Raw genomic sequence first — 13,325 nt, 5'->3', positions numbered from 1 at the left:
GTACGGGGTCAGAACGTGGTCATGGGCCGCACCGCGTGGGCCAGGTCGAGGAGCCGGCCGTGTTCCCCGGCGGTGCGGGCCTGGGCGGCCAGTTGCCGGAAGGAGTGCTCCAGCAGCGTGCGCATGCTGTCCTCGTCCCCGGGTCCGAGGAGGTCCCCGGCGGGGAAGTCCGGTCCCCAGCCCTGGGCGGGCCGGCCGTGCAGGGCGTTCTCGCGGACCTCGGCGACCAGCCGGGCCCGGGACTCGCCGTTCGCGGCGCCGCCGTCCAGGCGCAGTCCGGGCAGCCGCCGGGCCGCGTCCCGCAGGCCGGCCGGGGTGGGCGGCCGGCCGTGCAGGATGCCGGCGCGGACGCGGACGGCCGCGATGCGGGCGGCGTCGTAGTGCCGGGAGGTGGCGGGGACCTGGTCGAGGACGTGCACGGCGGCGTCCCGGTCGCCGCCGGCGAGGTGGCCGCGGGCCAGCCCGAACGCGGCGGCGGTGTGGGCGGAGTCCCGGGCCCAGACCGCCTCGTAGTACCGCATGGCGCGGGCCGGGCGGCTGCCGTCCGCCGGTGTGGTGCCGGTGTGTTCGGCGCAGTAGCCGAGGGCGAGCTTGGGCACGTACTCGCCGGGCAGGGCGCGGTAGACGGCGTCGAAGCGGGCGCCGGCCGGTTCGACCTCGCCCTTGCTGAGGTGCAGGACGCCGTGGTGCCAGGCGATCCGCCAGTCGTGGGCGGCGCGTTCGCCGAGCTGCGTCTCGGCCTCGGCGAGCCAGCTCCGCGCCGCCTGCTGCTCGCCCTTCCTGAGGTAGGCGCGGCACAGCCACAGCGCGGTCTCGGGGGTGCCGAGGCGGGATTCGCGGGGCCACTGCCGGGCGACCCGGTCGGGGGCGTCGGGCGGGAAGGTGTCCAGCAGCAGGGCGGCACCGTCGTCGGGGTCGGGGACCGGTTCGGGCAGGGCGCCGGCCACCTCGGCGGCGGCGGGCGGGGAGACGTCCAGGCCGGCGGGCTGCTCGCCGGGGCGGGCGGTCCAGTGGTCCAGGGCGGGGATGGCACCCAGTCCGGCGTCGAGGCTGGCACCGGAGGCGCGGAACCGGGTGGAGCTCTCCGGCAGTTGCTCGCCGAACTGCAGCGAGCGGAACTCGCGGAGGACTTCCCACAGTTGGCGGGACATCTCGGCCGCCGAGCGGAACCGGGCGCGGGGTTCGGCGTGGGTGGCGCGGGCGATGAGGCGGCGGAAGGAGTCGGAGGCGAGGCCGCGGGCGCGTTCGGCGCCGCGGGCCAGGGCCTGGAGGGTCATGCCGACGGTGTAGAGGTCGCTGTCGACGTGCCAGCCGCGCCGGTCGATCTCCTCCTTGGGCGGGGCGAATCCGGCCGTGTAGACGTAGGTGGAGGTGCGGTCGCCGACGGCGCGGACGGCGCCGAGGTCGATGACCTTGACGGCCCGGCCGAAGTGGATGACGTTGGCGGGCTTCATGTCGCAGTAGAGCAGGCCGCGTTCGTGCATGTACTGCAGGGCGCCGAGGATCTTGCAGCCGTAGGTGAGGACGTGGTCGAGGCGGGGGCGGCCGTGGAAGATCCGTTCGATGTCGTCGGCGTCGAAGAGCCGTTGCAGGGAGCGGCCCCCGATGTAGTCCATGACGAGGTAGCCGGTGGGTGCCTGGCCCGCGGCCGGGTGTTCGGCGTAGGTGATGATGCGGACGATGTCGGGGTGGTGCAGGTCGGCCAGGGAGCGGCGTTCCTCGACGGCGGCGCGGCGGGCGAGGGCGTCGTTGGCGTTGATCTGGCCCTTGAGGACGACGCGGTGGCCGTCGGCGCGGGTGTCCTCGGCGAGGTAGACCCAGCCGAGGCCGCCGTGGGCGAGGCAGCCGAGGACCTCGTAGTGGTCGGCGACGATGTCACCGGTGGCGAGTTGGGGCAGGAAGGAGTACGGCGTGCCGCAGCGGGGGCAGCGGCCGGTGGCGCGGGCGGGCTGGCCACCGTAGCCGACGCCGATGGTCATGGTGCAGCCGCCGGCACCGCAGCGGCGGCCGCCGGTGGGCGGGCGCAGGTCCTCGACGAGCACGTCGTCGGGGACGGGAACCTCGGGCAGGACGACCAGCCCGTGCTGGTCGAGTTCGCCGATCCCGGCGACGGCGTGTACGGCGGCCGGGCCGGGGGTCTCCTCGTCGGTGCGGGCCGTGGTCCCGGCCCGGGGCGCGGTGCGCGGTTCGGCGTGCCGGTGGCCGCAGGTGTCGCAGTAGCCGGTGGCCATGATGTGCCCCGCGCAGCCGGGCCGCAGACACGAGATCACGGGACGCGCTCCTCTCCGGGTCGGGCGGTGCGGACGCTCACGAGACGCCCTCGTCTCCGGGGCGGGCGGTGCTAAGGCTCACGAGACGCGCTCCTCTCCGGGCCGGGCGATGCGCGGACTCACGAGACGCGCTCCTCTCCGGGCCGGGCGATGCGCGGACTCACGAGACGCGCTCCCTCCGGGGCGGGCGGTGCGGGGGCTCACGAGGCGCCCTCCTCCTCGGTCGCGGTGCTGGAGCAGAAGGCGACGAAGTCCTCGACGGCGGTCTCGGCGCGTTCGATGTCGCAGGGGGTCTGCCGCAGCAGTGACACAGCCTGTTCGTAGAGCCGGTAGGCGGCCATGACCCGGTCGCCGTGCTCGGCGGCCCGCTGCCGGCACAGCGGCCACTCGGCGCCGACGCGGCCGAGGAGTTCCTCGCGGCGGCGCAGCCGGGCGTCGAGCAGGCCGATGGCCTTCTCCAGGCGCCGTCGGCGGCGGCCGACGGCGTCCTCGAAGGTGAACAGCAGCCCGGTGTGGGCGGGTTCGCGTTCCTGGTCGGGTGCGAGGGCGACCCAGGCGCGCAGCATCCGGCTGCGGTGGACGCCGGCCTCGGCCTGGTCGAGCAGCGCACGGGTGCCGGGCAGGGGCAGCACCCGGTGCCGGCGGTCCTCCAGTGCGGGCCCCAACTCGTCGGTGATCCGGTCGAGTTCGGCGTGCAGCCGGTGCCAGCGGTCGCGCAGCGGGCGGTGGACGAGGGTGTCGGCGGCCCGGGTGACGGGCTCGCCCGGGTGGCGGAACGCGAGCAGCAGCCGGGCGCCTTCGCGGGCGAGCCGGTCCAGCAGGACGAGCAGCGCGTCGGGGTCGGCGGCCTCATCCACGGCGACGAGTACGGCGGTGAGCGGGACGCGCAGGGTGCCGAGCCGTTCGGGCCGGGGGTCGTCGCGGATGCCGAGGCGTTCGGCGATGCGGTCCATGACCTCGGCGGTCGTGAGTCCCTTGACGTCCAGGGCGAGGTCATGGGTGCCGGCGGGCGGCACGGTCTCGGGCGGGTCGTGGCTGACGGCGCTGGTGTTGCGGTGGGTGCGCAGTTCGCGGTCGGCGAGGGTGACGGCCCGTTGCAGGGTCCAGGCGCGGTCGCCGGGGGCGGGGACGACGGTGACGAGCACCGGCCAGCCCTCGCCGCGGAACCAGGAGGCGAGTTCGGTGGCGAAGGGGACGTCGAGCCGGCCGGCGGCGGGGCCGGTGCCGGTGCGCAGCCGCGGGTCGACGGCCTCGGCGCCGTCGGTCCAGGCGGCGACCTGGGGCAGGTGGCTGAGGATGGTCTCGGTGGGGCTCATGTAGCTGAAGGCCCAGCCGGGGCCCTCGTCGACACTGAGGACGATGCCGATGACCTGGTCGGTGGCGTGGTCGACGACGCCCCCGCCGCTGAAGCCGTGGGCGGCGAGTTCGCCGGGGGTGAGCGGGCGCAGCTGGACCTGGCTGTCCCGGCCGCGGGCGGCGACCAGGGTGGCGCCGTGCCAGCGTCCGCCGTCGTCGCCGGCCGGGAAGCCGTACATACTGACGGGTCCGTGCGGGGCGGCGAGCCGGTAGAGCCGGGCGGCGTGTTCGGCGGGCAGCGGTGCGGCCAGGCGGAGCAGGGCGAGGTCGCCGCTGCGGTCGCCGAAGGCGTCCTCGCGCTGGGGCACATGTTCGTCGGGGCTGACGGTGGCGGTTACGGCGTCCAGGCCGGGGACGCCGACCAGGCGGACGGTGTAGGGGTGGCCGGGGCTGACGACGTGGGCGGCGGTGAGCACCCGCTCGGGGGCGAGGAGGACGCCGGCGCCGAGGACACGGCCGTCGGGCGCCTCGATGCGGGCGATCCACGACGGTGTCCGTAAGCGCGATGCGACGACTCGCTCCCCCGTGCGCGTCATGCTCCCGAGGTTACTCCGCGTACCCGCCCGGTACTACTGGTGTGCACGGGGACGTTGCGGACGGCTGCGTTCACCGGACCGCCAGACTCGAACATATGCACTATACACGCGGTGTATAGTCCGGTCATGCCTCTTTCGACCGACACCCTCTCGACGCCGGCGCACCCGACCGGGAAGATGCGCACAACGGGCCGCAGGTTCCGCGGCTGGGCACTCGCGTCCGCCGCGGCCTGCCTGGCGCTGACGCTGACCGGCTGCGCCGAGGTCGACACGACCGCGCCGAGCACCGCACGCGCCGCGGCGGCGCACGGGACGCCGGCGAAGCTGGGGACCGCCGACTGCCGCGAGGCCAAGTGCATCGCGCTCACCTTCGACGCGGGGCCCAGCGAGAACTCGGCGCGGCTGCTCGACATCCTGAAGGAGAAGAAGGTCCCGGCCACCTTCTTCCTGCTCGGCAAGCGGCACATCGAGAAGTACCCGGAGCTGGTGAAGCGGATGGCGGCCGAGGGGCACGAGGTCGCGAGCCACACCTGGGACCACAAGATCCTCACCCGGATATCCGACGCGCAGATACGGGAGGAGCTGACGCGGCCCAACGACGCGATCGAGCGGCTGACCGGGCGCAAGCCGACGCTGATGCGCCCGCCGCAGGGCCGTACCGATGCCGATGTGCACCGGATCTGCAAGGAACTGGGCATGGCGGAGGTGCTGTGGAGCGTGACCGCCAAGGACTACGCGACCGACGACTCGGCGCTCATCACCCGACGCGTCCTCGACCAGTCGTCCCGGGACGGGATCATCCTGCTGCACGACCTGTATCCCGGGACGGTACCGGCCGTGCCCGGCATCATCGACGCGCTGAAGGCGCGCGGCTACGTCTTCGTGACGGTCCCTCAGCTGCTGGCGCCCGGCAGGGCGGAACCCGGCAAGGTGTACCGGCCGTAGGCCACCGTCCGGCTCTCGCGGGCGGCCCGGGAGACGTCCGCCCGTCGGCACCTGCTATCCGGACGGCGCGGGAACACGCAGGTGACCGGCCTTCCTTGCCTACGATCGTGCCGTGCCCATCTTCTCTTTCACGGCCACGGCGCCCCTCCCGCCCGAGGAGGCCTGGCGCCGGCTCACCGACTGGCCCCGCCATGCCGACGCGGTGCCGCTGACCCGGATCAGGGTGCTCACGCCCGCGCCGACCCGCGAGGGCACGCGCTTCGTGGCCCGGTCGAGGATCGGGCCGCTCACCGTGGACGACGTCATGGAGGTGACGGTCTGGCGCCCCCCGGCCGGCGGCGGGGCCGGCCTGTGCCGCCTGGAGAAGCGCGGCCGGACCGTCCTCGGCTGGGCGGAGATCGAGGTCGGCCCGGGTCCCGGGGACGGCAGCCGTGTGCTCTGGCGCGAGGAACTGCGCGTCCGCCACCTGCCGGCCGCCTTCGACCCCGCCGTCAGGTCATCCTCCCGCCACCTGTTCCGCCGCGTGGTCAGGCATCTGCTGCACAGCGCCTGAACGGGGGGGCGGGAGGGGTGTGCCGGGAGCCGGACCACGGAGGTGACGGGCGCGCCGGGGGGCCGGCCTACGGGCGGGACTGGCGCGCCGGGGGCCCGGCCACAGACGGCGGAAGCAGGGTCCGCGACTCGCCCCCCACCCCCACCTCAGTCCTTCCGCCCCGTAACCGCCACCGTCACCCCCAGCCCGATCATCGTCAGACCCCCCACGCCGCCGATGGCGGACAGGCGGCGGGGTGAGCGGGCGAGCCGGTTGCGGGCGGCGGAGGCGGCGACGCCCCAGGTGGCGTCGGAGAGGAGCGCGATGGCGTTGAAGACCAGCCCGAGCAGCAGCATCTGTGCCGGCACGTGCCCCTGCGCCCGGTCCACGAACCGGGGCAGCACGGCGGCGAAGAACACCGTCGTCTTGGGGTTGGCCACGCCGGTCGCGAACCCCTCCCCCAGGGTGCGCAGACCCCCGCGCGCCGGGCCGGGCTCCGCGGCGGCGGCCTGCAGCGAGCCGCGCTGCCGCCACGCCTTGACGCCGAGGAACACGAGGTAGGCGCCACCGGCGAGCTTGAGCGCGGTGAAGACGAGGACCGAGCGTTCGACGACCGCTCCGACGCCGAACGCCACGGCCACGACGAGGGCGTACGCGCCGAGCGTGTTGCCGACGACGGTGGTCAGCGCGGCCCGTCGGCCGTGGGCGAGGGCCCGTCCGACCACGAACAGGACGCTGGGGCCGGGGACCACGATGAGCAGGAGGGACAGGGCCGCGAAGGCCGCGAGCCGGTCGGGGGACACCATGCCGTCATGCAACACAGCGGTGCCGGCGGCCGGCAAACCCTTTTCAGGCGACGGACCCGATCCGCAGCGCCGGCGGCACGGCCGTGTCGTGGTGGATCGGGGTGTGCGCGCCGGTCAGCGACCCCCCGCCGCCACCGCGCCGGCTCGCGACGATCTCCGCCGCGATGGACAGCGCCGTCTCCTCGGGTGTCCGCGCGCCGAGGTCGAGGCCGATCGGGGAGCGCAGCCGGGCCAGCTCCAGCTCGGTGACGCCGACCGCGCGCAGGCGCTCGTTGCGGTCCAGGTGGGTGCGGCGGGAGCCCATCGCCCCGACGTAGGCGACCGGCAGCCGCAGCGCCAGCTTCAGCAGCGGTACGTCGAACTTGGCGTCGTGGGTGAGAACGCACAACACGGTACGGCCGTCCACGCCGGTGCGCGCCAGGTACTCGTGGGGCCACTGCACGACGATCTCGTCGGCCTCGGGGAAGCGGGTGCGGGTGGCGAACACCGGGCGGGCGTCGCACACGGTGACGTGGTAGCCCAGGAACTTGCCGACGCGGACCAGTGCCGAGGCGAAGTCGATCGCGCCGAAGACGATCATCCGGGGTGCGGGGACGGAGGACTCCACCAGGACCGTGAGCGGGGCGCCGCAGCGCGAGCCCTGTTCGCCGATCTCCAGGGTGCCGGTGCGGCCCGCGTCCAGGAAGGCGCCGGCCTCGGCGGCGACCGTGCGGTCCAGTTCGGGATGGGCGCCGAAACCGCCGTCGTAGGACCCGTCGGGGCGGACCAGCAGGGCCCGGCCCCGCAGCGACGCCGGGCCCTCCGCGATCCGCGCGACCGCCGCCGCCTTCCCACGCGCGGCGGCGGCCAGCGCGGCCGCGAACACCGGCCGGGCGGGACCGTCCGCCCGGACCGAGGTGACGAGGACGTCGATGACGCCGCCACAGGTCAGGCCGACGGCGAAGGCGTCCTCGTCGCTGTAGCCGAAGCGCTCCAGGACGGTCTCGCCGTCCTGGAGCGCCTGACGGCACAGCTCGTACACGGCGCCCTCCACGCACCCGCCGGAGACCGAGCCGATCGCCGTGCCGTCGGCGTCCACCGCGAGGGCGGCGCCGGGCTGGCGCGGGGCGCTGCCGCCGACGTCGACCACGGTGGCGACGGCGAAGTCACGGCCCTGCTCGACCCACCGGTTCAGCTCCTCGGCGATGTCCAGCATCTGTGGTTCTCCTCACGGGTTGCGGGAAGGACTGCGGGCGGGGGCGGCCCTAGTGGACGCCCAGCCAGCTCTCGATCGGGTGGAGGGCGAAGTAGACCAGGAACACCGCGGTCAAACCCCACATGAAGGCGCCGATCTCGCGGGCCTTGCCCTGGGCCGTCTTGATGGCGGTGTAGGAGACGACGCCCGCGGCGACACCGGTGGTGATGGTGTACGTGAACGGCATCAGGACGACGGTCAGGAACACCGGGATGGCGGTGGCGCGGTCGGTCCAGTCCACGTGCCGGGCGTTCATCAGCATCAGGGCGCCGATGACGACCAGGGCGGCGGAGGCGACCTCCGGCGGGACGATCGCGGTGACCGGTGTGAAGAACAGACAGGCCGCGAAGAACAGGCCGGTGACGACGGAGGCGAGGCCGGTGCGGGCGCCCTCGCCGACACCGGTGGCCGACTCGATGAACACCGTCTGGCCGGAGCCGCCCGCCACTCCCCCGATCGCGCCGCCGGCGCCGTCGATGAACAGCGCCTTGGACAGGCCCGGCATGCGGCCCCGGTCGTCGGCGAGGTTCGCCTCGGTGCCGACGCCGATGATGGTGGCCATCGCGTCGAAGAAGCCGGCCAGCACCAGGGTGAAGACGATCATGCCGATCGTCATCGCGCCGACCTTGCCCCAGCCGCCGAACTCGACGTGCCCGAAGAGCGAGAAGTCGGGCATCGAGACCGCACCGTGCAGCTCGGGCGCCCCGTTGGCCCACTGGTCGGGCGCGATGACGCCGAGCCCGTTGAGGACGGCGGCGACGACCGTGCCGGAGACGATGCCGATGAGGATGGCGCCGGAGACGTTGCGGGCCTGCAGCATGAAGATCAGCAGCAGGGTGCCGGCGAAGAGCAGGACCGGCCAGCCGGTGAGTTGACCGGCGGGGCCGAGGGTGACCGGGGTGGCCTTGCCCTGGTGCACGAAGCCGGACTTGTAGAAACCGATGAGGGCGATGAACAGGCCGATGCCCATGGTGATGCCGTGCTTGAGCGCGAGCGGTATCGCGTTCATGATCATCTCGCGCAGGCCGGTGACGACCAGCAGCATGATGACCACGCCGTACATCACGCACATGCCCATGGCCTGCGGCCAGGTCATGTTGGGGGCGACCTGCGAGGACAGGACGCCGGAGACGGAGAGGCCGGCGGCGAGGGCGAGCGGCACCTTGCCGACGATGCCCATCAGCAGCGTGGTGAAGGCCGCCGCGAACGCGGTCGCGGTGATCAGCGCCTTCTGGCCGAGCGTGTCCCCCGCCGCGTCCTTGCCGGACAGGATGAGGGGGTTGAGCAGGAGGATGTACGCCATCGCCATGAAGGTGGTGATGCCGCCGCGCACCTCACGCGCGACCGTGGATCCTCGTCCGGAGATGTGGAAGTACCGGTCGAGCCAGGACCGCCCGGCCGGGACGCGGGTGCCGTCACCCGCGTCGTCGGCTGCGGTTCTCGGCTCCACTGACTGCTGGGTCATGGGCCAACTCCCAAGGTTCACAGGGGCACCCGTACGGCGTCGTGCGGCACGGGATTTGGGATTGGACGACCCGGGGGACGGCCCGAGACGAACAGGGGGCCTGGGGGGACGGGAGTCCCCCCAGGGAGATCACCGATCGGATCCCCGAAGGCTCACGTACCCGTGAGGTGCTCGGGCCTTACCGGAGTGCGGTTCAGCTCCAGCCCGGTCGCGTTCCGGATCGCCGCGAGGACGGCCGGGGTGGACGACAGGGTCGGGGCCTCGCCGATGCCACGCAGCCCGTACGGGGCGTGGTCGTCGGCGAGTTCGAGCACGTCGACCGGGATGGTCGGCGTGTCGAGGATGGTGGGGATCAGGTAGTCCGTGAAGGAGGGGTTCCTGACCTTCGCCGTCCTGGGGTCGACGACGATCTCCTCCATGACGGCCACGCCCAGGCCCTGGGTCGTACCGCCCTGGATCTGGCCGACGACGGAGAGCGGGTTGAGCGCCTTGCCGACGTCCTGGGCGCAGGCCAGCTCGATCACCTTGACCAGGCCGAGTTCGGTGTCGACCTCGACCACCGCGCGGTGGGCCGCGAAGGAGTACTGGACGTGTCCGTTGCCCTGGCCGGTGCGCAGGTCGAAGGGCTCGGTCGGCCGGTGCCGCCACTCCTCCTCGACCTCCACGGCCTCGCCCTCCAGGACGTCGGCGAGGTCGGCGAGGACCTCGCCGGCGTCGGTGACGACCTTGCCGCCCTCCAGCAGGAGTTCGGCCGTGGCCCAGGCCGGGTGGTAGGAGCCGAACCGGCGCCGGCCGATCTCCAGGACCTTCTCGCGGACCAGCTCGCAGGCGTTCTTCACGGCGCCGCCGGTGACGTACGTCTGCCGGGACGCGGACGTCGAACCGGCCGAACCGACCTGGGTGTCGGCAGGGTGGATGGTCACCTGGGCGACGCCCAGCTCGGTGCGGGCGATCTGCGCGTGGACGGTGACACCGCCCTGGCCGACCTCCGCCATCGCGGTGTGCACGGTGGCGACCGGCTCGCCGCCGACGACCTCCATGCGCACCTTGGCGGTGGAGTAGTCGTCGAAACCCTCGGAGAAGCCGACGTTCTTGATGCCGACCGCGTACCCCACACCCCGTACGACGCCTTCGCCGTGCGTGGTGTTGGACAGGCCGCCGGGCAGCTGCCGTACGTCGGCGCCCTCGCTGGACTCCCACTGGCGCTCCGGCGGCATGGGCATCGCCTTGACGCGGCGCAGGAGTTCGGCGACGGGGGCGGGCGAGTCGACGGGTTGGCCCGTGGGCATGAGGGTGCCCTGCTCCATCGCGTTGAGCCGGCGGAACTCCACCGGGTCCATGCCGAGCCGCTTCGCCAGCTTGTCCATCTGCGCCTCGTAGGCGAAGCAGGCCTGGACCGCGCCGAAGCCGCGCATGGCGCCGCAGGGCGGGTTGTTGGTGTAGAGGGCGATGGCCTCGATGTCGACGTCGTCCACCACGTACGGGCCGACGGCGAGCGAGGAGGCGTTGCCGACGACAGCCGGGGAGGCGGAGGCGTAGGCGCCGCCGTCCAGGACGATCCGGCACTTCAGGTGCGTGAGCTTGCCGTCCTTCGTGGCGCCGTGCTCGTAGTACAGCTTCGCCGGGTGGCGGTGGACGTGCCCGAAGAAGGACTCGAACCGGTTGTAGACGATCTTCACCGGTTTGCCGGTGCGCAGCGCCAGCAGACAGGCGTGGATCTGCATCGACAGGTCCTCGCGACCGCCGAACGCGCCGCCGACGCCGGCCAGCGTCATCCGCACCTTCTCCTCGGGCAGGCCGAGGACGGGCGCGATCTGGCGCAGGTCGGAGTGGAGCCACTGGGTGGCGATGTAGAGGTGGACGCCGCCGTCCTCCTCGGGGACGGCGAGGCCGGACTCGGGGCCGAGGAAGGCCTGGTCCTGCATGCCGAAGGTGTACTCGCCCTCGACGATCACATCGGCCCGCTCGCGGGCCCGCGCCACGTCGCCGCGGACGATCGGCTGGCGGTGCACGATGTTGGGGTGCGGGACGTGCCCGATGTGGTGGTCGTCGCGGTTCTCGTGGACGAGGATCGCGTCCGGGGCGGTCGCGGAGGCCTCGTCGGTGATGACGGGCAGCTCCCTGTAGTCGACCTTGATCTTGGCGGCGGCGCGGCGGGCCGTCTCCGGGTGGTCGGCGGCGACGATCGCGACCGGCTCGCCGTGGTGGCGGACCCTGCGGTGCGCGAGGACCGGGGTGTCCTGGATCTCCAGGCCGTAGTTCTTCACCTCGGTGGGCAGGTCGTCGTACGTCATGACGGCGTACACGCCCGGCATGGCGAGGGCCTCGGAGGTGTCGATGGACACGATCTCGGCGTGCGCGACGGTGGAGCGCAGGATCTGGCCCCACAGCATGTCCTCGTGCCACATGTCGGACGAGTACGCGAACTCGCCGGTGACCTTCAGGGTGCCGTCCGGGCGGAGCGTGGACTCGCCGATGCCGCCCCTGGTCTGCGAGCCCTGTGTGATCTTCGTGGGTGCGCCGTTGGCCGGCATGCTCAGACCCCCTCGGACTGGCGGGCGGCCGCGAGGCGGACCGCGTCCATGATCTTCTCGTAGCCCGTGCAGCGGCACAGGTTGCCCGACAGCGCCTCGCGGATGTCCGCGTCGGTCGGGTTCGGATTGCGTTCGAGGAGTTCGTCCGAGGCGACGAGCAGCCCGGGGGTGCAGAAGCCGCACTGGACGGCGCCCGCGTCGATGAACGCCTGCTGGACGGGGGACAGTTCGGCGTCCTCGCCGGTCCGGGAGTCGGCGCCCTTGGCCTGCCAGCCCTTGGTCTCGTCCAGCGAGGTGCCGCAGGAGCCGGTGCCGCACGCGCGCTGCCTGGCGAAGTCGGCGAGGCCCTCGACGGTCACCACCTCGCGGCCCTCGACCTGTCCGGCCGCGACCAGACAGGAGCAGACCGGTACGCCGTCCAGGCGGACCGTGCAGGAACCGCACTCGCCCTGTTCGCAGGCGTTCTTCGAGCCCGGCAGGCCGAGGCGCTCGCGCAGGACGTACAGCAGGGACTCGCCCTCCCAGACGTCGTCGGCCTCCTGCGGACGTCCGTTGACGGTGAAGTTGACACGCATCACGCAGCTCCCTCGGATGTGCGGCGGGCGCCGCGGTACGACTCCCAGGTCCAGGTCAGCGTCCGGCGGGCCATCACGCCGACCGCGTGCCGGCGGTAGCTCGCGGTGCCCCGGACGTCGTCGATCGGGTTGCAGGCGGCCGAGCACAGGGCCGCGAACTCCTTGGCGACCGACGGGGTGACGATCTTCCCGTTGTCCCAGAAGCCGCCCTCCTCCAGTGCCGCGTTCAGGAACTCCTCGGCGGCCTTGGCCCGCACCGGGGTGGGTGCGGCCGAGCCGATGCCGGTGCGCACGGTCCGGGTCCGCGGGTGCAGGGCGAGACCGAACGCGCACACGGCGATGACCATGGCGTTGCGGGTGCCGACCTTCGAGTACTGCTGGGGTCCGTCGGCCTTCTCGACGTGCACGGCGCGGATCAGCTCGTCGGGCTGGAGCGCGTTGCGCTTGACGCCCGTGTAGAACGCGTCGATCGGGATGAGCCGGGTGCCGCGGGCCGCCGACTCCACCTCGACCTCGGCGCCGGCCGCGAGCAGGGCGGGGTGGGCGTCGCCGGCGGGCGAGGCCGTGCCGAGGTTGCCGCCGACGCCGCCGCGGTTGCGGATCTGCGGGGAGGCGACCGTGTGCGAGGCGAGCGCGAGGCCCGGCAGCTCGGCACGGAGGTTCTCCATGATCTGCGTGTACGGCACGGAGGCACCCAGCCGTACGGTGTCCTCCCCGACCTCCCACTCGGAGAGGTCGCCGATGCGGTTGAGGTCGAGGAGGTACTCGGGCCGGCGGTGGTCGAAGTTGATCTCGACCATCACATCGGTGCCACCCGCAATCGGCACAGCGGTGGGGTGCTCGGCCTTCGCGGCGAGCGCCTCCTCCCAGCTGGCGGGGCGAAGGAAGTCCATGACCGGCTCTCTTCTTCGTCTCGGTGCTCTTGGAGTCGTGCGGATTGAGCCAATCCGTGTGCGGCGGGCCCGGCTCGTTCATGTCGTGTTGACGTGGAGTGCACTCAGTACACCGCCGCGTACTCCGGCGGGGTCAGTCACCGAAACCATGAAGGAGTTCGCTGGCCAGGGTGAGCATC

At 73.1% G+C, this 13,325-nt stretch carries 10 protein-coding genes; 2 read left to right on the top strand and 8 right to left on the bottom strand.

Annotated elements, in window-relative coordinates; genetic code table 11:
* Window positions 1-8: 8 nt before the first annotated feature.
* Together ACZ3ZD_RS30665 and ACZ3ZD_RS30660 are read right to left on the bottom strand one after the other, a co-directional pair.
* On the bottom strand, window positions 9-2,270 hold the full coding sequence (locus tag ACZ3ZD_RS30665; protein ID WP_467404349.1) for a serine/threonine protein kinase: 2,262 nt from the start codon (window positions 2,268-2,270) through the stop codon (window positions 9-11).
* Window positions 2,271-2,470: 200 nt separating this feature from the next.
* Window positions 2,471-4,162 carry a trypsin-like peptidase domain-containing protein gene (locus ACZ3ZD_RS30660; protein WP_467404347.1) on the bottom strand — a complete coding sequence of 564 codons (1,692 nt, stop codon included), beginning with the start codon at window positions 4,160-4,162 and terminating at the stop codon, window positions 2,471-2,473.
* A gap of 177 nt (window positions 4,163-4,339) precedes the next feature.
* On the opposite strand from ACZ3ZD_RS30660, the gene ACZ3ZD_RS30655 reads away from it, so the two are divergent.
* Window positions 4,340-5,107: a polysaccharide deacetylase family protein gene (locus tag ACZ3ZD_RS30655; protein ID WP_467404739.1), complete on the top strand. Its 768-nt coding sequence runs from the start codon at window positions 4,340-4,342 to the stop codon at window positions 5,105-5,107.
* Between the two features lie 112 nt (window positions 5,108-5,219).
* Window positions 5,220-5,660, top strand: a complete 441-nt coding sequence (locus tag ACZ3ZD_RS30650; RefSeq protein WP_467404345.1) for an SRPBCC family protein — start codon at window positions 5,220-5,222, stop codon at window positions 5,658-5,660.
* Between the two features lie 146 nt (window positions 5,661-5,806).
* Here ACZ3ZD_RS30650 and ACZ3ZD_RS30645 read toward each other — a convergent pair whose 3' ends face one another.
* The 6 genes from ACZ3ZD_RS30645 to ACZ3ZD_RS30620 form a co-directional block, all read right to left on the bottom strand.
* A complete protein-coding gene (locus ACZ3ZD_RS30645) occupies window positions 5,807-6,445 on the bottom strand; it encodes a LysE family translocator (protein ID WP_467404342.1) in 639 nt (212 codons plus the stop codon).
* A 43-nt stretch (window positions 6,446-6,488) separates the two neighbouring features.
* On the bottom strand, window positions 6,489-7,640 hold the full coding sequence (locus tag ACZ3ZD_RS30640) for an XdhC family protein (RefSeq protein ID WP_467404339.1): 1,152 nt from the start codon (window positions 7,638-7,640) through the stop codon (window positions 6,489-6,491).
* Between the two features lie 49 nt (window positions 7,641-7,689).
* Window positions 7,690-9,144: an NCS2 family permease gene (locus ACZ3ZD_RS30635; protein ID WP_467404337.1), complete on the bottom strand. Its 1,455-nt coding sequence runs from the start codon at window positions 9,142-9,144 to the stop codon at window positions 7,690-7,692.
* A 152-nt stretch (window positions 9,145-9,296) separates the two neighbouring features.
* A complete protein-coding gene (gene pucD, locus ACZ3ZD_RS30630) occupies window positions 9,297-11,678 on the bottom strand; it encodes a xanthine dehydrogenase subunit D (RefSeq protein WP_467404335.1) in 2,382 nt (793 codons plus the stop codon).
* A 2-nt stretch (window positions 11,679-11,680) separates the two neighbouring features.
* On the bottom strand, window positions 11,681-12,253 hold the full coding sequence (locus ACZ3ZD_RS30625; RefSeq protein WP_467404332.1) for a (2Fe-2S)-binding protein: 573 nt from the start codon (window positions 12,251-12,253) through the stop codon (window positions 11,681-11,683).
* Window positions 12,253-13,146 carry an FAD binding domain-containing protein gene (locus ACZ3ZD_RS30620; RefSeq protein ID WP_467404328.1) on the bottom strand — a complete coding sequence of 298 codons (894 nt, stop codon included), beginning with the start codon at window positions 13,144-13,146 and terminating at the stop codon, window positions 12,253-12,255. Before ACZ3ZD_RS30620 ends, ACZ3ZD_RS30625 begins: the two co-directional genes overlap by 1 nt.
* Between the last annotated feature and the right edge of the window lie 179 nt (window positions 13,147-13,325).

It is taken from the genome of Streptomyces sp. NPDC023481 (genome assembly GCF_055560195.1).
This window is presented reverse-complemented; position numbering and strand designations above follow the sequence as displayed.